Origin of the sequence: Cryobacterium sp. Y50 (assembly GCF_002929805.1) — a bacterium.
Classification (GTDB): Bacteria; Actinomycetota; Actinomycetes; order Actinomycetales; family Microbacteriaceae; genus Cryobacterium.
This window is the reverse complement of record NZ_PJJM01000089.1, coordinates 1-17,508: the sequence shown is the minus strand read 5'-3', so window position 1 is coordinate 17,508 and position 17,508 is coordinate 1. Positions and strand designations below refer to the sequence as shown.

Sequence of the window (17,508 nt, the reverse complement as noted above, 5' to 3'; positions counted from 1 at the left end):
GGGCTTTTTTAGGCTGCGGTCGTGCTATCCCGCGCGGGATAACACACTCCGACCGGGTACGAATCGTCTACCGTGCGAACAGCCGGGTGTTGGCCTGCTCGGTCTCGGCGTACTGTTGTCCGGCCAGGCTCAGCGCCTGGTTGAGCAGGGTCAGGCTCTCTTCCAGCTGCTGGTGCATGCCGCGCCACTCGGCGAAAGCCCCCTGGAACGCAGCCGATGCCTGGCCGGTCCAGAACCCTTCGAGACTCGTGAGCTGGGCGTTGAGTTCGGCCACATCAGCCTGCACCTGCCCGATCGTGCCGCGTGCGGTGTTGGCGGTGCTCTGCACCGCATCGCTGTCGACCTGAAAGCTCGTCATGGTGTGCCTTCCTGCTACTCAAACATGAATGTTGGTGACCATGAGCGTAGAAGGAGAGCGTGCAGCATCCGCTGCCCGGCAACCAATTTGTGAACAGATGCCGCCTGCCGCGGCCTGTGCAGGAGGGCGGTTACGGGATGACGGGCTGGGTGTGCAGCGGCGCGCTCGGCGTGCCGGCGAGGGGGAGCGAGATGCGGAAGGTGGCGCCGCCGCCGGGGGTGTCGACGACGTCGACGGTACCGTTGTGGCTTGCGACGATGGCGGCGACGATGGCGAGGCCGAGGCCGCTGCCACCGGTTTCGCGGGCGCGGCTGGAGTCGGCGCGCCAGAAGCGCTGGAAGATCTTCTCGCGAATCTGTGGTGGGATGCCTTCGCCGTGGTCGACGATGGCGATCGATGCCCGCAGGGTGCGCGGGTCGACCACGACCTCGAGTTCGATCGGGCTGTCCGGTGCGGTGAACCGCATCGCATTGCCCATCAAGTTGGTGATGACCTGGCGAATCTTGTTCTCTTCGGCCATCACCACGGGCGGCAGCTGGGGTACGACGGGCAACACCGTCAGGCCGGCATCGGGAAGCGCTGCGGTTGTACGGCGCGGTTTGCGGGTGCGCAGCCGGGCCAGGGTGGCGCCGGCGAAGGCGATGGCACCGGTCGGAGTGCTCGATCCGGACGGCCGGGTAATCGTGCCGGTGGTGATGCTTTCTGTTCCATCGCTGTCGATCTCGCCGGAATCACCATCGCGGTGCTCGTGGTCGTGGTCAGCGTCAAGATCGCGACCGGGCGACCCGGGTGCCGGCGGGGGAGTGAGCACCGTCACCTGGCGGCCCGGTGAGCTGGCCATGGCATCGAGGGCGGCGTCGCGCGCCAGCGGAACGAGGTCGACCCGGGTGAGCGCGAGCGGCTTGGTCTCGTCGAGGCGGGCGAGTTCAAGCAAATCCTCGACCAGACCACCCATGCGAATGGCCTCTTTTTCGATGCGTTCCATGGCCTGGGCGACATCTTCGGGGGTCTGCAGGGCGCCCATACGATACAGCTCGGCGTAGCCGCGCACCGAAACCAGGGGGGTGCGCAATTCGTGGCTGGCGTCGCCAACGAAGCGGCGCATTTGGTCGATGGTGCGGGCGCGGTCTTTAAAGGCTCGGTCGATGCGGCTGAGCATGATGTTGAGCGATCGGTTGAGGCGCCCGACCTCGGTGTTCGGGGTGGCGCCGCCGAGCCTCTGGCTGAAGTCACCGTCGGCGATCGCCGCGGCGGTCTGCTCGGCCTCGCGGAGCGGAACGAAGGTGGTGGTGACGAGTACGCGGGTGAGCATGGCTCCGATAAGCACGACTCCAGCGCCGAAGCCCAGGAAGATCGTGAGGTAGGTAGCCATGGTGTTCTCGGTCGGCCGCAACGACACCGCCATGACGAGGGTGCCGTAGGTGCCGGTCGGGCTGATCACCACGGGTACCATAATCGCGTGAAACTCGGTGGCGTGGGCGGCGTCCCACAGGGTTTGAATCTGTCCGTCGAGCTGCGATACCCGTTTCAGGTCGAGCGGCATGCCGATAACCGGCAGCTCGGCGTGGTCGCGTTCCTGCCAGGTGCGGGTTATCAGAGCGCCGTCCTGGTCGTACAGAGCTACGAAGTAGTCCGAGGCGACTCCCTCGGTGTCACCCTGGGAGAACACGCTCGACGAGTATCCGCTGAGCGCGGTTTGCGTGTCGACCTGCAGCTGCGTGTCGACCTGAGTCACTACATATTGCTTGAGCATGGCCATGGTGCCGATTCCGGAAACAAGCAGGCCGAGCGTGAGCATCAACACCGTGACACCGGTGATCTTGGAACGGAGGGAGATGCTGCTCCACCGCCTGGACAGGGTTTCGTGCATGAGTGGCTTGAGTCTACGAAAGCTCGCTGTGCCTAAGCCCCATGGATCATGCCTTGGCAGCCTTGAGCATGTAGCCGAAGCCACGCTTGGTTTGAATGAGCGGTTCGCTCGAGTGCACGTCGACCTTGCGGCGCAGGTAGGAGATGTAGCTCTCCACGATTCCGGCGTCACCGTTAAAGTCGTATTCCCAGACGTGATCGAGAATCTGCGCCTTCGACAGCACCCGGTTGGGGTTGAGCATGAGGTAACGCAGCAGCTTGAACTCGGTCGGGCTCAGCTCGATGGCCTCGGTGCCGACAAGAACCTCGTGGGTGTCCTGATCCATGGTGAGTTCGCCGGCGCGAATCACGGCATCTTCGTCGGCGTGCATGGTGCGACGCAGGATGGCCTTGATCCGAGCGACGATTTCGTCGAGGCTGAACGGCTTGGTCACGTAATCGTCGCCGCCGACGGTGAGGCCGGTGATCTTGTCTTCGGTGTCGTCCTTGGCGGTGAGGAAAAGGATCGGGGCCGTGTAGCCGGCCGAACGCAGGCGCTTGGTGACACCGAAACCGTTCATGTCGGGAAGCATGACGTCAAGAATAATGAGGTCGGGTTCCTCCTCTAGCACGGCGGAGATAGCCTGCGCGCCATTGCCCACTGCGCGCACGGCGAAGCCGGCGAAGCGGAGGCTGGTGGTGAGAAGGTCGCGAATATTGGGTTCGTCATCGACGATAAGGATGCGGGGGCCGTCAGTCATGCCCCCAGTATCTGCGTGTTAGCTGGAGCTTCGCTGAGAGTGAGCCCATGTGCCGGGATCGGCGGCCGACGATCCGTTCCGCGGCAGGAGTTAGCGCCATGATGGAATGGAACAATCGATTCATTCCAATGGTGAGGACCGTTATGACCCGCACAAGAATCAGCTCCGCTCCGGGAGTGCTGCTTCCTCAACTGGATGCACCGCGCCGGTTGATCGGCGGCCGCACCTTCGATTTCGATCGCGAGGTGGCAGTGATGGCCATCGTCAATCGCACGCCGGATTCGTTCTACGACCAGGGTGCAACGTTCGCGCTCGACGCATCCGTTCTAGCGGCACGGAAGGCCATTGCTGATGGAGCGGATTGGATTGACATTGGTGGCGCCAAGTTCGCGCCCGGGCCGGCCGTGCCGATCGAGGAGGAGATCGACCGGGTGGTTCCGGTGGTCGCGGCGCTGCGCGGCGCCGGCGTGGTCATCTCGGTCGATACCTTTCACCCGGCTGTGGCCGCCGCGAGCATCGCCGCCGGCGCGCACGTGATCAACGACACCACGGGCGTGCACGACCCCGCCATGGCCGATGTGGTCGCCGACAGCGATGCCACCCTCGTGATTACCCACAGCCTCGCGGCGCCGCGAATGCCCTACCCGGCGCCGCAGTACGACGATGTCGTTGGCGAGGTCAGCGCGTTTCTGCTCGCCCGCGTCGACCGTGCCCTCGGGCGTGGAATGCGGGCCGACCGCATCATCATCGACCCCGGCCATGACCTCAACAAGACCACCCGGCACTCGCTCGAGATCACCCGAAGGCTTGGCGAGATCACCGGGCTCGGCCTGCCGACGCTCGTGGCCGTCTCCAATAAGGATTTCGTCGGAGAGAGCCTCGATCGGCCGCGCGGCGAGCGGGTCGACGGTTCGCTGGCCGCCATGACGGTCTGTATTCTGCAGGGAGCGCGGATCGTGCGCATGCACAACGTGCGCGCGGCCGTCGATGCCGTGCGCATGACCGAGGCCATCCTCGGGCTTCGGCAGCCCGCCTACGAGCGTCACAACCTCGCCTGATGCGCGCCGAGCTGCCGCCGCGGGCGGAACTGATCGAGAGCTACCAAGTGGTCGACCGTTCGGCGCCGCGGACGCGCGTCAACTTCATCGCGAGTCTCGACGGCGCCGCGACCATCGACGACCTGAGCGGCGGTCTGAACAACGCCGACGACAAACTCGTGTTCGACACCCTGCGGCTGCTGACCGACGTGATCCTCATCGGGGCGGGCACCGTTCGGGCCGAGGGCTACGGCGGCATTCGTTTGTCAGCGGATGACGCGGCCTGGCGCACGCAGGCGGGTCTGGCCGCTCAGCCTCCGCTGGCCGTGGTGTCCGGGCGGCTGGATCTCGACCCGCGGCATCCGCTTTTCACGGAAGCTGCGACTCGACCCATCGTGCTGACCCACGCCGCCGCCCCGTCAGACCGGCGGGCCGCGCTCGCCGCGGTGGCCGACGTGATCGTGTGCGGCGACGAAGAAGTCGAGCCGCACCGCGTAGTGGCGGCGCTCGCCGAACGCGGTTTGCCGCAGATTCTGTGCGAGGGGGGTCCGCACCTGTTCGGCGACCTGCTCGCGGCGGACTGTGTCGACGAGTTGTGCCTGAGTTTCAGTCCGGTGCTGGTGGGGGGCTCGGCCGGGCGTATCGCCGTTGGCGCTAGCGCTGTTACCCGCGCTATGGAGCTGCTGCACGTCCTGCGCGCCGGCGACATGCTGTTCTTGCGTTACGGGCGCACGCGGTCCTGAGATCGGGCAAGCGTTTGTTCTGGCCGCTTTGCCAAAGCGGGCCCATGATCCAACGTAGGCCCGCTTTCTGGGCCCGGATCCGGAAAGTACTCAGGCGAGCGGGGAACGGAGTTATGCGGCCTCGAGGCTATGCGAGTCGAGGATCGTGTAGCTGTAGCCCTGCTCGGCGAGAAAACGCTGGCGGTTCTGCGCGAAGTCCTGGTCGACGGTGTCGCGGGCGACGAGGGTATAGAAGTTCGCCGATAGGCCGGACTCTTTTGGTCGCAGCAGACGGCCGAGGCGCTGGGCCTCCTCCTGGCGAGAGCCGAATGAGCCGGACACCTGGATGGCCACGGTCGCCTCGGGCAGGTCGACCGAGAAGTTCGCAACCTTCGACACCACGAGCACCTTGACCTCGCCCACCCGGAACGCCTGATACAACCGTTCTCGCTCGTCGATTGGAGTGGCACCGGTGAGCTGGGGAGCGTTCAACACCTCGGCGAGCTCGTCGATCTGGTCGAGGTACTGGCCGATCACGAGGATACGTTCGCCCTCGTGCTTCTTGATCAGGACCTGCACTACGCCGAGCTTGGCCGGAGCGGTTGCCGCCATGCGGTATCGCTCATCATCCGCTGCCGCAGCGTAGCTGAGTCGCTCCGACTGCGGCAGGTCGATGCGCACCTCGTAGCAGTTGGCGGGCGAGATGAAGCCTTGAGCCTCGATCTCCTTCCACGGGGCGTCGAACCGCTTGGGGCCGATCAGGCTGAACACATCGCCCTCGCGGCCGTCCTCGCGCACCAGGGTGGCGGTGAGACCGAGGCGGCGGCGCGCCTGCAGCTCGGCGGTGAGCTTGAACACGGGTGCTGGCAACAGATGCACCTCATCGTAAATCACCAGGCCCCAGTCCATGGCGTCGAGCAGCTCGAGGTGGGCGTACTCGCCCTTGCGCTTCGCGGTGAGAATTTGGTAGGTCGCGATGGTCACGGGCTTGACCTCTTTGACTTGCCCGGAGTATTCGCCGATCTCGTCGGGCGTGAGCGTGGTGCGCTTGAGCAGTTCGTCGCGCCATTGCCGCGCCGAGACCGTGTTGGTTACCAGGATGAGCGTGTTGGTCTTGGCGGTGGCCATCGCTCCGGCGCCGACCAGTGTTTTACCGGCGCCACAGGGCAGCACGACTACGCCGCTGCCGCCGTCGAAGAAGCTCGCGACGGCCTTGTTCTGGTAGTCGCGCAGCGCCCAGCCGTCTTCGCGCAGGGCGATGTCGTGCGGGGTGCCGGGCGTGTACCCGGCGAGGTCCTCGGCCGGCCAGCCGAGCTTCACCAGCTCCTGCTTGAGCTGCCCGCGAGCCCACGGCTCGACCAGGTACGTTTCCGACGACGGATGCCCGATCAGCAGTGGCGCGATGCGCTTGGCCCCTGCTATCTCGGTGAGCACGGCCTGGTCGCTGCTGTGTAGCACCAAGTCGCCCTCGGAGTCGCGTTCGATGACGAGGCGGCCGTAGCGGCCGACCGTCTCGGTGATGTCCACGCTGACCGTCTGCGGTATGGCGAACTTGGAATATTTCTCGAGCGTGGCGAGCATGTCCGAAGCGTCGTGGCCGGCCGCCCGGGCATTCCACAGGCCGAGCCGCGTGATGCGGTAAGTGTGGATGTGCTCGGGAGCCCGTTCGAGCTCGGCAAAAACGGCGAGGTCGTGACGAGCATCCTCGGCAAGAGGGTGGGCGACTTCGAGCAACACCGTGCGGTCACTTTGAACAATCAGGGGGCCATCAGACATAGCGCTCAATCCTACTCGCGTCCGATGCCGTCGCCTGCACTCGGCCAATGCTCGCGTCGGGTGTCGTCCTCGACACCTGGCTGGTCAGGGCGCCGGGGTGATGCTCAGGATGCTTTTCAACGGCAGGGTGCGCTCGATGTCGGCGCGTCGGTCGCGAGCTCGGAAGCGGCCGTTACTGACACTGGCCGGTTGGAGCAGATAGTCCACGACCGAGCCGCCGGGCATCGCAACGCTGACCAGGATGGTCTGCTTGGCTTTGATGGCGGAGTCGAGCTGACGGGCGAGCCAGGCATCCGCTACCGACACGCCGTGGCCGTCGCTGGCGCGGAGCTTCTCGACCAGGTTCAGAGCCGGATCCTTCGGCGGGGTCACGGCGATCCTGGCGACCTGGTGTCGCCGCAGGTGCACAATCTCGCCATGTTCGTTCTCGGCGGCGACGGGATAGCGCGCATCGCTGAGCGCCCAGAACACCGCGTCGCCGCCGAACCGACTGAGCAGGCGCTCACCGTCGTCGGCGCGCACCAGCCCGAGCGGGGCGAGAGTCTGGTCGACCGCGATCGTGTTCAGCAGTGCGGCATCCGTTGAAGAGACGTAGCTCAACGCGAGGGCGGCATCGTCGGCCAGGGTGCCCACTCGCACGCGACCGTAGCGGGCGGCTGACTCATTGATCAGATAGTCCACTGGCTGCGGAATGCCGGTGAGCGAGATTGAAGCGAGAAAGGCCAGCAGAGACGCGGCGTTCTCGCCGGCGGCCAGCGCACGATTGACGGATGCTGCGGTGATGCGATAGCTCGACGCCAGTTCCCGACTTTCCACGTCGGCCATCCCGCGCAGGCGGGCATCGATCGACGGGGCCAACGGGCCGGGGGACACCATCGACAGGTCGTGCTGGAGATACACGGCACCGACCTCGGAGGGGAGGGCAGCCGCCATGGTCGCCACAGCCGCCATAAGGTCGCCGCGTAGCATGCTCGCGCCGGCGGTACTCGTGGTGTCGTGAGCCGTGATGCCGATCAGTTCGGCGTCGCGGGCAAACTCGGTCAGCTGAGTCTGCATCCACTCGCCGCCCGCTGGGTAGAGCCAGGCGATGAATCCCGATAGCGCCTCGCCCCAGAACAACCCCGCCTGTCGCGGCAGAATGTCGGCGACGATAGGAGGGAGGGCCGCCTGCGAGGCCGCAGCCAGGGTGGACCAACGGGAGGTGGTGCCTTCGAGCAGCCAGGCCTCGCCGGACTCGGTTTCCATCCAATACCCGTCGGAGCGGGCCAGCAGGTCGGCCCGCGCGGCCAGGGCGACGATCGGCGCGACCAGCTCGAGCTCAACGGTCATGATGGCGGCCAGACGCTTCGTGTCGGGCTGACCGAGTCCGCCGCGGCTGAGCTCGCGGGCGGGCTCGCGGCTGAGCTCGTTGACCAGCTCGGCGATCGACGATACAACCGAGAAGGCGCGCTCGGTGGCGAGCGTGTCGATGAAAGGGATATCGGTGTCCGGCACGGCGGCTACGGTGGCCGGGGAGACTGTGATGGCCAGATCGGCGGCTCCCGGAAGGCCCTGGGCCGGCCATTTCGCCAGGTGAGCCGAGACGGCGTTGTAGGGGATGCAGCATCCGTCCGTACGAACTGTGAGCAGCAGGGCGTCGAGGAAATCGGCGCGGGCGGCCACATCGGCGGCCGTGACTTCGGTGGAACCCAGTGCTGAGAGCCGTTGGGCGACGGCGTGCAGGCTGGGTACCGAATCGGCGCTCGTGTATTCGCCGGCGACGGCCAGTACGGCCAGTACGGACCGGTCCAGGTGGCTGAGCGCCAGCTGGATGCTTTCGGGGTGCAGCAGCGCTTCGGCCAGGTCAAAGAAATCGTGGATGCCGTTCGCGCTCACACCGCGCACCCCGATCACGTGCCGCAGCTCGGCATCGGGCAGGGCCCGAAGTCGTGACGCGAGGCCGAGCATTACTCGCGGTCTCGTCGGGCTTCGCGACTGCGGCGAACTCCAACCGTGACCATGAGCGCGATGACCAGCAGAAAACCAACCGGAAGACCGAATGTCGGGAGCACGATAACGGATGGCCAGATACCCTGCCCGAATTGCGGCGCCTTGACGCCCACCGCCGTCGCCGCGATCACCGCGATAAAGGCGAGGATCGACAGCCCGACCACGCCCGCAACCGTGTAAGCAAGAACACGTTCTATCCGGCTGACGGGTCGTGGAGTTTGATTGGTCACAGGCTAAGGATACGGGCACGCAGCGGCCGCAACCGAATATGCTGAGTTCACACCCCGCACTCTTCTGTGCGCCCAAAACTCAGTGAGGTTCAGATGCCTACCGGCAAGGTCAAGTTTTACGACGAAGAGAAGGGTTTTGGCTTCATCACTTCCGATGACGGCCAGGAAGTCTTCCTCCACGCTTCCGCCCTGCCTTCCGGCGTTACCGTCAAGGCCGGCGCGAAGCTCGAATTCGGTATCGCCGACGGCAAACGCGGCGCCCAGGCACTCTCGGTGCGCGTGATTGAAGCTCCGCCGAGCCTGTCCAAGATCAACCGCAAACCGGCCGACGACATGGCGATCATCGTCGAAGACCTGGTGAAACTGCTCGACGGCATCGGCACCAACCTCAAGCGCGGGCGCTACCCCGAGTCGAGCCACAGCAAGAAGATCGCGGCGATGCTACGCAAGGTCGCCGAGGAACTGGATGCCTGACCTGACGGACGCACAGCCGGCCGACGCCCAGCCCACGACGGCAAAACCAACCGACGCCACCTTGCTCGCGGCCGTTGATCTGGCCCGCACTGCGCTCCGAGAGATCACGGATGAGGACACGATCGGCGAGGTGATCGGGCACCTCGATGAGGGCGAGTTCGTGATCTCGCTACTTTTCGACTGCCTGATGACCGGCTATCCGGGCTGGCGCTGGACGGTCTCCTTGGCCCGAGTCGATGAAAATGCCGCGCCGACGGTGCTTGAGACCGAGCTCACCCCCGGCGACGATTCCCTGCTGGCACCCGAATGGGTGCCGTGGTCGGATCGCCTTGTCGAAGACGACGGGGACGCGGATGTCGACGAATCAGATTCAGAGAATTATGACGACTCCGACGACTCCGACGACTCGGACGAAGACAGCGACGATGGGTCCGGTGACGACGCCGATGACTCGCTCGATGCCCTCGATGGCATCGACTTCGATGAGGCCCTAGCGGCGGCGGAACTGAACCCAGGTGATACCGGCAAGTCCGAGCCCGACGCCGATGACAGCGCACCACAGCCACCAACCCGGTCCCGACGCGCTCGCCGCCCCTGATGCCTGCGGCGCCGTGAACTCAATGACGAGTGCGGCGCCGAGGGCGATCAGCCAGAGCAGCGTGCCCACAAGCAGTGCCTTGCGGGCATCCGTTCTCGCGGGTAGCGGATCGGGCCGACGTTCACTGTCTTTCAGCCAGAGACGCATGGCCCGATCCTTTCGTTGGGCTTCGTGCTAGTTACCGAGGTGGCCGACGACGTGCTCGATCGACGCGACGAGCTTCTTGACATCCTCAGGGTCGATCGCGGTGAAGGTCGCGATGCGCAGCTGGTTGCGGCCGAGCTTGCGGTACGGCTCCGTGTCAACAATGCCGTTGGCACGTAGCGTCTTGCTGACCGCTGACGCATCGATGGCGTCGTCGAAGTCGATCGTGACGACGACCTGCGAACGGTGGGTCGGGTCCGCCACGAACGGGGTCGCGTAATCGACGTCTGCCGCCCAGTCATATAGAACGGATGACGATGCCAGGGTGCACGCGGACGCCCACGCCAGTCCGCCGCTCTGGTTGATCCAATCGATCTGGTTCTCCATCAGCAGCAGCGTGCTGAGGGCCGGGGTATTGAGCGTCTGGTTCAGGCGGGAGTTATCGACGGCGTTCTTGAGGCTGAGAAATTCCGGAATGTACCGGCCGCTCGCGGCGATACGTTCGACGCGTTCGAGGGCCGCCGGGGAGAACAGGGCGATCCACAGGCCACCATCAGAGGCGAGGTTTTTCTGCGGGGCGAAGTAATAGACATCGGCCTGGCTGGCATCGAAATCGATGCCAGCGGCGGCGCTCGTGGCGTCGATGACAGTGAGGGCGCCAGCGTCGCCGGCGACCCGGATGACCGGGGCCATGACGCCGGTCGAGGTCTCATTCTGGGGCCAGGCGTAGACGTCGATGCCGCCCTTCACAACGAAGTCGCTGCGCGAGCCGGTGTCGGCGTTGATCACGTCGGGGGCATCGAGCCACGGGGCAGCGGCCGCCTTGGCGAACTTGCCGCCGAACTCGCCGAAGACCAGGTTCTGCGCGCGCTTCTCGATCAGGGAGAACGCTGCGGCATCCCAGAACGCGGTCGAGCCGCCATTGCCGAGCACGACTTCATAACCGTCCGGAATGCTGAACAGCTCGGCGAGGCCGGCCCGCACCCGACCGACGAGGTCTTTCACTGGGGGCTGGCGGTGCGAGGTGCCGAGCACTCCGGTGCCGAATCCGAGCAGGTGGTCGAGCTGTTCTCTCCGGATTTTCGATGGGCCGCAGCCGAATCGTCCGTCGACGGGGAGCAGATCGGTGGGTATGAGAAGGTCTGCCATGCCGTAATTCTAGTTGCCCTCCCACTGGCGGGTAGGCTTGTGACGCTGTGCGGGCCATTGCCGAGGCCGCCAACGAGGCACCTTCCGTCACCAGATGAGCGGTGCGCGCACGAGCTGAACGAAGGGCTGCGGATGAGCGATCTGATCGACACCACCGAAATGTATCTCCGCACCATCCTCGACCTGGAGGAAGAACAGATCGTGCCGTTGCGGGCGCGCATCTCCGAGCGTCTTGGGCACTCCGGTCCCACTGTCTCCCAGACCGTCGCGCGCATGGAGCGGGACGGCCTCGTCGTCGTCTCCGGCGACCGGCACCTGGAATTGACTGCGGCGGGCCGCAGTAAGGCCGTGCACGTGATGCGCAAGCACCGTCTGGCCGAGCGTCTGCTCAGCGACGTGATCGGGCTCGAGTGGGAGTTCGTGCACGATGAGGCCTGTCGCTGGGAGCACGTGATGAGCGAACAGGTGGAACGCAAGATTTTAGAGCTGCTCGGTCACCCCACCGAGTCTCCTTATGGCAATCCGATTCCGGGATTAGACGAGTTCGGTGAATCAGCGGCCGTGGCGTTCATGGCGGGAGTAACCAGCGTGGTTGCGGTGGTGGCGAGTTCATCCGAGCCGGTGACCGCGGTCATCCGTCGCCTAGGTGAACCGGTGCAGTTCGACCCCGAGCTGCTTCTGCAGCTCAAGCAGAGCGGCGTCATGCCCGGCGCGACGGGAGTCTTCTCGGTTGCCGGATCGTACGTTCTAGTACAGGTCGAAGGTTTCGGTGCCGGCCTGGAACTGCCCAACGAGGTCGCCAGCCATATTTTCGTCAGCACGCCGGACGGCTTCGCGCCCGTCGCTCACTGACATCGGGCGCAGATCGCTCCGCGCCGATTCCAGCCAGACGTCTCGTCCCAATGACCGTGCCGTTATCAATTCGTTAGAAAAATGGTACTTCAGCGTGACAAATGGGTGCGCGTCTTGTAACCTCGGGGAGTCCCACAGATCAGAAACGGTCGAAGGACTCTAGCCAAGACGCCTGTTCGCCCCGTCTCTTGACTAGGAACACACCCGCGATTAGCGAAGTGGACGGGACAACAACCTAGTGTTGTCGAGGCGCCGGAGGTTAAAACTTTGGCTGCATTAGGCATGAGAAGGTCCCGCCGCGGGCTGGGTCGAACATCCGATGCCCTGGCAAGAGTGGAACCTTCGGCACACGCCCACCGGGCACTGCCGCGTGCGGCCCCGAAGAAGCGCCGCAGCCGCCTCGGCAATGTCGTCGTTATGACCCTCGCTACCGGCATGATCGCCACAATGGCCCTTCCGGCCTATGCCTTCGCCCCCGGTTCGAACGAAGCCAGCTTTCAGGCCAGTGAGTCCACCGAAATGTCCAAGGCTCAGGCGCAAGCCGTTGAGGTCGACGCGCAGGCAGCGACCGTGAGTGTTGCTCGCGAAGGATTCACCGCCACCACCCCGGAAGAACTTGAAGCTGCGGCCGCCGCGGCAGCCGCGGAAACCCGCCGTATCGAGGTCGCCGCGCAGATGACCTCGTATGCCGCGAGCTACTCCGGTCCGAGCGTCGCCGACTACCTGGCCAACCCGACCTACCCGAATTTTGATCTCGCATCCGTTTTCAATGTGGCCTCGCAGTATCAGGGCACACCGTATGTCTATGGCGGCGCCACCCCGGCCGGCTTCGACTGCTCCGGCTTCATCATGTACGTCTATGCGCAATTCGGCATCAGTCTGCCGCACTCGTCGACGGGCCAGGGCGCGGCCGGAACCAAGATCGCGATCGAGGATGCCGTGCCAGGCGACCTCGTGATCATGCCCGGTCACGACGGCTTCTATGCCGGCAACGGCAATATTCTGCACGCCCCATACACCGGCCAGTCGGTGCGGATACAGCCCATCTGGAGCAGCGACTACTACATCGTGCGGATCGGCATCTAACCCGCCCTCGGTGAACGCTGGGTAACAGCTCACACAAATGGCGCGTTCAGGTTTACCTGATGCGCCATTTGTGGGTTAACCTAGTGCCCTGATGTAGTTGAAGATCCGCAAGGAGAGCCCATGCATGAGCGACGCACTATCCACACCATGGATGTGCGCGGTCGCGAGTGCTTTCGGCATAGTTGTCAGAGCGAGAAGAGCTGCGTGAGCAGCCGTAAGGCGTTGTCATCGTGACGGCGCCTTTTTTGTACCCTCTCTCGCCTTGTCACGCTCCTGTTCTTTGCGCATCGGATGTAGTTCGAATGGCTGGAAGCCGTCCAGCCTCCTTCGAAAGGGAGCGCATGCGCACACTGGTACTCAATGCGGGCTATGAGCCCCTCGCCGTTGTTTCGTTCAAACGGGCACTCCTTCTGGTCATGAATCAGAAGGCGACGATCGTGCAGTCCGATCGGGACCATCCCGTTTTCGCGGCCTCGGGGTCATGGGATCGGCCGAGCGTCATTCTGCTCACGCGGTACGTGCGCATTCCCATGTCGAGACTCGTGCCGGTCAGTCGCCGTGGAGTCTTGCGTCGTGACGATCACCGCTGCTGTTACTGCGGCAAGTCCGCGGCCACGATCGACCATGTGCTGCCGCGATCGCGCGGTGGGCGCGACACTTGGGACAACCTCGCCGCCTGCTGCCTGCGCTGCAATAACCTGAAGAGCGACCACACCCCGGCCGAAATGGGCTGGGAGCTGCGCTTCACCCCGCGGATGCCGCAGGGCACTACGTGGGTTGTGCGCGGCGTCGAGCGGCCGCTGGAGGACTGGGACGCCTACCTGGCGCCTGCCGCCTAGGTTTTTGGTCATGCGGATCAACATTACGGGCGGGCTCGTCGATGACCAGGTGGAGGCACTGCGGTTCTACACCGACGTGCTGGGCTTCCTGAAAAAGCATGACAGCCCCATGGACGGCGAGGACCGCTGGCTGACCGTCGTGTCCCCTCGGAGAACCCGAAAGGCACCGAACTGTTGCTGGAACCCAGCGGCCACCTCGCCGCGAAGCCGGTCAGGGAGGCCCCGGACGCCGACGGCATCCCGTTCACCCAATTCGCTGTCGACGACGTTCCGGTGTGAGCGACTTCGCGGCCTCGGCGTGCGCGTCACGCAGGAACCGACGATTATAAGGCCGGTGACCACGGCTGTTCTCGACGACCTGCGGCAACTTGCTCGAGATCGTGCACATGACCAGCTAGCCGGCGTCGGCATTACGCGGTTTCGGTGGCACCGTCGTGCTTCGATCGAGCGGGCTGACCGGCGCGACCGGCTAAACTTGCCGAACCAGCCTCTGTAGCTCAACGGAAGAGCAGTTCCGTCCTAAGGAAACGGTTGGGGGTTCGAATCCCTCCAGGGGCACCATGCTTTGAGGCCCTACATCCCTTGTAAACACTGGGCTGTAGGGTTTTCGTACTTCTCAGGAATGGCCGTTTGCCCACATTTTGCCCACACTTCAAAAGATTTAGGTGTGATCGGTGGTCGCTGAAACGGCCCAATTTTGGCATTTCAACGCGCAGCGGGGACACCGCGCCAGGGGCCTTGGGGCCGCTCCTCGAGGTAGAAAATCGACTCCGACGGGCGTGAATCGTTACGGCAGCGCGTCCGACCTGGTCTTTGCAGTATCAAGCGAGATCGCCACTGCGTCAAGGTCATCGTCAAATAGATCGGCGTAGGTGTCCAGGGTCATCGCCTTTGAGGCGTGCCCCAGCATGCGCTGCACCGCCTTCACGTTTGCGCCGCCGAGATCGCCAGGGACGCTGCGGTATGCCGCAAATCATGCAGCGTCAGCCCAATAGGAATGGACGAATCGGTCAGGCGTGCGCGTTTTCGGGCTCCCGCGAACCAGACGTCACAGTGGGTCGGCGTGTCCAAATAGATGTTGCCATTGCCGAACACGAGCTGGTTGCGCTGTTTGCCTGCGATCTGATCTGTCTGCGACGCTTCGAGAAAGGCAGGAACGGGCACGCTGCGCATCTCGTAACCTTTGGGGGAGCCGATCACGATGTCGCCGCCCGCACGCACGGCGTTCGTTTGCACGAGCACGCGCCGTGGGACTGCCCCGGGTTCAGTTGACTCAGAGGGTTAGTGGTTTTAGGCGGCCGTGAGGGCCATGTTTATTGTCTCAAACTCGATCGGGGTGAGTTTGCCGAGGCGGCGTTGCCGTCGCCGGCGGTGGTAGGTGCGCTCGATTCAGACGACGATCGCGAGGCGCAGTTCCTCCCGGGTCGCCCAGCGTTGCCGGTCGAGGACGTTCTTTTGCAGCAGCGCGAAGAAGGACTCCATCGCGGCGTTGTCGCCGCAGGCGCCGACGCGGCCCATCGACTCGGTGATGCCGTTGTTCTTCAGCACCCGCAGGAAGGCGTTGGAACGAAATTGCGACCCGCGATCGCTGTTAAGCCGAATTCGGCTTAACAGCGATTATGCCGAGGATGACGTTAAGCCGAGAAACCGTGCCGATGCCGCTTGTTTACAGGGAGGGAGGTCGACTTTCTCGGCATAGTGCGCTGCGGTCACTGGCGTTACCTTCATCGTGTCCAGATGCACGGTGAAGGGAAAATACTATGGAAACGCTGGTTGATGACATTGGAGTTGTCGTTGTCGAGGCGCGGAGAGCGGCCGGTTACAAAGAGTCGACGATTGGTAACTATCGGAAGTCGATTCGATGGTTGGCTCTGCTGGCGCGGAAGGACGGCGTCTACACCTCGGCTTTGGGGGCGGAGTTTGCGTCGATGACGACGAGTCTGAGAACGGGCCGCTTCAGCGTCCAACGCCACTTCGATTATGGCTGATTAGTGACACTGTTCGACTCGTATGTATTGACCAGGCGGGTGAGCTTGGTGATGAGTAACCGCGGCGGCGGCCTGGCAGTGCCGCAATGCGCCGACTTGGTCGCCGTCTGGGACGCGTGGTCGTGAGAGATGGAGCGCCGTGGCCTGGCCACGGCTACTCGAAGTGCCTATGGTCGGGCGGCACGCGAATATCTGCTTTTTTTGGAGGCGAGCGGGATCACGTCGTTGGAGGCAGCTGACGGCACCACCGTGTTTGCCTATCTGGAGTCATTGCTGGACCGGTGGGCGGCATCGGCGATGTGGACGGTGGTATCGAATTTCCGCCCACTCCTCACCCATGTCCAGCGGCACGATTTACTTGATGCGTTGACAATGGCGCGCGCCTGGCGGTGGCACCAGCTCGTTCCCGTACTGGCCGACGGTGACGAGCAGTTGGTCATTCCGGCCTGCACCTGCGGCGACGTTCCTGCCCGAGACGCTGCGATCACGATGCTGGCTCTGGTGACGGGGTTACGCGCCTGCGACATCATCGCGCTACGGCTGATGGACATCGATTGGCGCAGCTCCACTCTCGGCATCGTGCAGCAGAAAACGGGCAATCCGTTGACGTTGCCGCTGCCTGCCGCGGTCCTCAGTAAGCTGGCCGACTATGTTCTGGGCGACCGGCCAGCCTCCGACATCGAGAACGTGTTCCTGCGGTCGTTGGCCCCGCACCTCGCGTTGGCAGATCATGCGACGATCTATGCGATCACGCGGCGGATATTCAGGGCCGCCGGGGTGACGCAGACGAAAGCGGGCACCCGGATGTTGCGTCACCACGCGGCGACGAAGTTGCTGCGCGCGAGAACACCACTGCCGACGATCTCCGCAATTCTGGGACATTCGAGTCCGGATTCCACGAACGTCTATTTGAGCGACGACACCGAGCAGATGCGCGCATGCGTGCTTCCGATGCCTGCAAGGCCACGACCGTGAGCGGGCACGGATTCGCCAGCCTGTTCGCCGATGACCTTGAGGGCTACCTCGCGTTCAAAACGAGCATGGGCTGTTACGGCGCTTCCCGGATCTGGTATCTGAAACAGTTCGACCGATACTGCGCTGACCATGCTTTGGAGATTCTCGTCCGGGCGACGATCGAGGGCTGGGTGACGGTCCAGCAATCGTCCCAGCCGGGACCTTACCGGTCGTGGATGTCTTACATCCGAGACTTCGGCCGGTGGGTGCGGATCAACGGCAACCAGAAGGCTTACGTGCTGTCGGACCGCTGGAAGGCCGGTTTCGTCCGGTCGCGGCCCTACCTGCTGACTGACGCCGAAATTGAGTTGTTCTTCCGGGCGGCCGCACGGGTGGAGGCTTCTTCGCCGTGGAAATGGCAGGCCGTCGCATTCTTCGCCCTGATGCACTCCGGCGGGCTGCGCACCGGCGAAGTTCGCCACCTCACCCCGCACGATGTTCATCTGAACGACGGCGTTATCGAGGTGCTGGGCGCCAAGGGACATCGTGACCGACGACTGCCGCTCACCGGCGAGCTCCTTGACGTCCTGACCGATTGCGATACCCGCTCCCGCGGCGTCTTCACCCGGAATTTCTCTCCGCAGTCTACTTGTCCGACCCAAGACCTATGTCTCAGCGATGACAGGCCATAAAACAGGACCAG

At 64.2% G+C, this 17,508-nt stretch carries 20 protein-coding genes, 1 tRNA gene and 1 pseudogene; 12 read left to right on the top strand and 10 right to left on the bottom strand.

Annotated features, from left to right (window positions below):
• Positions 1–67: 67 nt before the first annotated feature.
• From CXY73_RS09745 to CXY73_RS09735, 3 genes are all read right to left on the bottom strand, one after another.
• Positions 68–358, bottom strand: coding sequence for a WXG100 family type VII secretion target (locus CXY73_RS09745; RefSeq protein WP_104135569.1), 291 nt, complete (start codon positions 356–358; stop codon positions 68–70).
• A gap of 130 nt (positions 359–488) precedes the next feature.
• Entirely contained in the window at positions 489–2,228 is a 1,740-nt protein-coding gene (locus CXY73_RS09740; RefSeq protein WP_104135570.1) for a HAMP domain-containing sensor histidine kinase, read from the bottom strand.
• Between the two features lie 46 nt (positions 2,229–2,274).
• A complete protein-coding gene (locus tag CXY73_RS09735) occupies positions 2,275–2,967 on the bottom strand; it encodes a response regulator transcription factor (RefSeq protein WP_092112483.1) in 693 nt (230 codons plus the stop codon).
• 143 nt (positions 2,968–3,110) lie between these two features.
• Here CXY73_RS09735 and folP point away from each other — a divergent pair, with 143 nt between their 5' ends.
• Positions 3,111–4,025 carry a dihydropteroate synthase gene (gene folP / locus CXY73_RS09730; protein ID WP_233198249.1) on the top strand — a complete coding sequence of 305 codons (915 nt, stop codon included), beginning with the start codon at positions 3,111–3,113 and terminating at the stop codon, positions 4,023–4,025.
• Positions 4,025–4,747 carry a pyrimidine reductase family protein gene (locus CXY73_RS09725; protein WP_104135571.1) on the top strand — a complete coding sequence of 241 codons (723 nt, stop codon included), beginning with the start codon at positions 4,025–4,027 and terminating at the stop codon, positions 4,745–4,747. The genes folP and CXY73_RS09725 overlap by 1 nt, the downstream gene beginning before the upstream one ends.
• Before the next feature lie 111 nt (positions 4,748–4,858).
• Here CXY73_RS09725 and CXY73_RS09720 read toward each other — a convergent pair whose 3' ends face one another.
• The 3 genes from CXY73_RS09720 to CXY73_RS09710 form a co-directional block, all read right to left on the bottom strand.
• Positions 4,859–6,502 carry a DNA repair helicase XPB gene (locus CXY73_RS09720; protein WP_104177610.1) on the bottom strand — a complete coding sequence of 548 codons (1,644 nt, stop codon included), beginning with the start codon at positions 6,500–6,502 and terminating at the stop codon, positions 4,859–4,861.
• 84 nt (positions 6,503–6,586) lie between these two features.
• Positions 6,587–8,449, bottom strand: coding sequence for a helicase-associated domain-containing protein (locus CXY73_RS09715; RefSeq protein ID WP_104177609.1), 1,863 nt, complete (start codon positions 8,447–8,449; stop codon positions 6,587–6,589).
• Positions 8,449–8,721 (bottom strand): multidrug ABC transporter ATPase, encoded by a 273-nt coding sequence (locus tag CXY73_RS09710; protein WP_146071719.1) that lies wholly within the window; start codon positions 8,719–8,721, stop codon positions 8,449–8,451. Before CXY73_RS09710 ends, CXY73_RS09715 begins: the two co-directional genes overlap by 1 nt.
• 93 nt (positions 8,722–8,814) lie before the next feature.
• On the opposite strand from CXY73_RS09710, the gene CXY73_RS09705 reads away from it, so the two are divergent.
• The gene (locus tag CXY73_RS09705; RefSeq protein WP_092451191.1) at positions 8,815–9,195 is read left to right on the top strand and encodes a cold-shock protein; all 381 of its coding nucleotides are present in this window, start codon (positions 8,815–8,817) and stop codon (positions 9,193–9,195) included.
• Positions 9,188–9,793, top strand: a complete 606-nt coding sequence (locus CXY73_RS09700; RefSeq protein ID WP_104177608.1) for a DUF3027 domain-containing protein — start codon at positions 9,188–9,190, stop codon at positions 9,791–9,793. The genes CXY73_RS09705 and CXY73_RS09700 overlap by 8 nt, the downstream gene beginning before the upstream one ends.
• Before the next feature lie 174 nt (positions 9,794–9,967).
• Here the strand turns inward: CXY73_RS09700 and serC are convergent, their stop codons facing one another.
• The gene (serC, locus tag CXY73_RS09690) at positions 9,968–11,086 is read right to left on the bottom strand and encodes a phosphoserine transaminase (protein ID WP_104177607.1); all 1,119 of its coding nucleotides are present in this window, start codon (positions 11,084–11,086) and stop codon (positions 9,968–9,970) included.
• Between the two features lie 132 nt (positions 11,087–11,218).
• Here serC and CXY73_RS09685 point away from each other — a divergent pair, with 132 nt between their 5' ends.
• The 5 genes from CXY73_RS09685 to CXY73_RS09665 all read left to right on the top strand — a co-directional run bounded on the left by CXY73_RS09685 (position 11,219) and on the right by CXY73_RS09665 (position 14,424).
• Complete coding sequence (locus CXY73_RS09685; protein ID WP_104135578.1) at positions 11,219–11,938, top strand: metal-dependent transcriptional regulator; 720 nt, start codon at positions 11,219–11,221, stop codon at positions 11,936–11,938.
• Positions 11,939–12,220: 282 nt separating this feature from the next.
• Positions 12,221–13,024, top strand: a complete 804-nt coding sequence (locus CXY73_RS09680) for a C40 family peptidase (RefSeq protein WP_104177606.1) — start codon at positions 12,221–12,223, stop codon at positions 13,022–13,024.
• A 341-nt stretch (positions 13,025–13,365) separates the two neighbouring features.
• Positions 13,366–13,863, top strand: coding sequence for an HNH endonuclease (locus CXY73_RS09675; protein ID WP_104135580.1), 498 nt, complete (start codon positions 13,366–13,368; stop codon positions 13,861–13,863).
• Between the two features lie 10 nt (positions 13,864–13,873).
• Positions 13,874–14,359 carry a VOC family protein gene (locus tag CXY73_RS09670; protein ID WP_369831233.1) on the top strand — a complete coding sequence of 162 codons (486 nt, stop codon included), beginning with the start codon at positions 13,874–13,876 and terminating at the stop codon, positions 14,357–14,359.
• A tRNA-Arg gene (locus tag CXY73_RS09665) sits at positions 14,350–14,424 on the top strand. The genes CXY73_RS09670 and CXY73_RS09665 overlap by 10 nt, the downstream gene beginning before the upstream one ends.
• Positions 14,425–14,650: 226 nt before the next feature.
• Here CXY73_RS09665 and CXY73_RS21965 read toward each other — a convergent pair.
• From CXY73_RS21965 to CXY73_RS09655, 3 genes and pseudogenes are all read right to left on the bottom strand, one after another.
• Positions 14,651–14,791: a hypothetical protein gene (locus tag CXY73_RS21965; RefSeq protein WP_158254094.1), complete on the bottom strand. Its 141-nt coding sequence runs from the start codon at positions 14,789–14,791 to the stop codon at positions 14,651–14,653.
• On the bottom strand, positions 14,788–15,099 hold the full coding sequence (locus tag CXY73_RS09660) for a hypothetical protein (protein ID WP_146071718.1): 312 nt from the start codon (positions 15,097–15,099) through the stop codon (positions 14,788–14,790). Before CXY73_RS09660 ends, CXY73_RS21965 begins: the two co-directional genes overlap by 4 nt.
• Positions 15,100–15,153: 54 nt before the next feature.
• A pseudogene (locus tag CXY73_RS09655) lies at positions 15,154–15,465 on the bottom strand (IS3 family transposase); the annotation flags it as partial.
• 158 nt (positions 15,466–15,623) lie between these two features.
• Between CXY73_RS09655 and CXY73_RS22295 the strand changes: the two are divergent.
• The 3 genes from CXY73_RS22295 (at position 15,624) to CXY73_RS09645 (ending at position 17,497) form a co-directional block, all read left to right on the top strand.
• Positions 15,624–15,851 (top strand): hypothetical protein, encoded by a 228-nt coding sequence (locus CXY73_RS22295; RefSeq protein ID WP_199184277.1) that lies wholly within the window; start codon positions 15,624–15,626, stop codon positions 15,849–15,851.
• A 129-nt stretch (positions 15,852–15,980) separates the two neighbouring features.
• Entirely contained in the window at positions 15,981–16,826 is an 846-nt protein-coding gene (locus tag CXY73_RS09650; protein ID WP_199185338.1) for a tyrosine-type recombinase/integrase, read from the top strand.
• Positions 16,790–17,497 carry a tyrosine-type recombinase/integrase gene (locus CXY73_RS09645; RefSeq protein WP_199184279.1) on the top strand — a complete coding sequence of 236 codons (708 nt, stop codon included), beginning with the start codon at positions 16,790–16,792 and terminating at the stop codon, positions 17,495–17,497. The genes CXY73_RS09650 and CXY73_RS09645 overlap by 37 nt, the downstream gene beginning before the upstream one ends.
• The last annotated feature ends 11 nt before the right edge of the window (positions 17,498–17,508 follow it).

Bases quoted from the DNA above. Each gene is read 5' to 3' on its own strand.
- CXY73_RS09670 (WP_369831233.1), top strand. From the start codon at position 13,874: ATGCGGATCAACATTACGGGCGGGCTCGTCGATGACCAGGTGGAGGCA.
- CXY73_RS09705 (WP_092451191.1), top strand. From the start codon at position 8,815: ATGCCTACCGGCAAGGTCAAGTTTTACGACGAAGAGAAGGGTTTTGGC.
- CXY73_RS09700 (WP_104177608.1), top strand. From the start codon at position 9,188: ATGCCTGACCTGACGGACGCACAGCCGGCCGACGCCCAGCCCACGACG.
- CXY73_RS09735 (WP_092112483.1), bottom strand. From the start codon at position 2,967: ATGACTGACGGCCCCCGCATCCTTATCGTCGATGACGAACCCAATATT.
- CXY73_RS09725 (WP_104135571.1), top strand. From the start codon at position 4,025: ATGCGCGCCGAGCTGCCGCCGCGGGCGGAACTGATCGAGAGCTACCAA.
- CXY73_RS09720 (WP_104177610.1), bottom strand. From the start codon at position 6,502: ATGTCTGATGGCCCCCTGATTGTTCAAAGTGACCGCACGGTGTTGCTC.
- CXY73_RS09675 (WP_104135580.1), top strand. From the start codon at position 13,366: ATGCGCACACTGGTACTCAATGCGGGCTATGAGCCCCTCGCCGTTGTT.
- CXY73_RS09715 (WP_104177609.1), bottom strand. From the start codon at position 8,449: ATGCTCGGCCTCGCGTCACGACTTCGGGCCCTGCCCGATGCCGAGCTG.
- CXY73_RS09680 (WP_104177606.1), top strand. From the start codon at position 12,221: ATGAGAAGGTCCCGCCGCGGGCTGGGTCGAACATCCGATGCCCTGGCA.
- CXY73_RS09645 (WP_199184279.1), top strand. From the start codon at position 16,790: ATGCGTGCTTCCGATGCCTGCAAGGCCACGACCGTGAGCGGGCACGGA.
- folP (WP_233198249.1), top strand. From the start codon at position 3,111: ATGACCCGCACAAGAATCAGCTCCGCTCCGGGAGTGCTGCTTCCTCAA.
- CXY73_RS09650 (WP_199185338.1), top strand. From the start codon at position 15,981: ATGGAGCGCCGTGGCCTGGCCACGGCTACTCGAAGTGCCTATGGTCGG.
- CXY73_RS09745 (WP_104135569.1), bottom strand. From the start codon at position 358: ATGACGAGCTTTCAGGTCGACAGCGATGCGGTGCAGAGCACCGCCAAC.
- CXY73_RS09740 (WP_104135570.1), bottom strand. From the start codon at position 2,228: ATGCACGAAACCCTGTCCAGGCGGTGGAGCAGCATCTCCCTCCGTTCC.
- CXY73_RS09685 (WP_104135578.1), top strand. From the start codon at position 11,219: ATGAGCGATCTGATCGACACCACCGAAATGTATCTCCGCACCATCCTC.
- serC (WP_104177607.1), bottom strand. From the start codon at position 11,086: ATGGCAGACCTTCTCATACCCACCGATCTGCTCCCCGTCGACGGACGA.
- CXY73_RS22295 (WP_199184277.1), top strand. From the start codon at position 15,624: ATGGAAACGCTGGTTGATGACATTGGAGTTGTCGTTGTCGAGGCGCGG.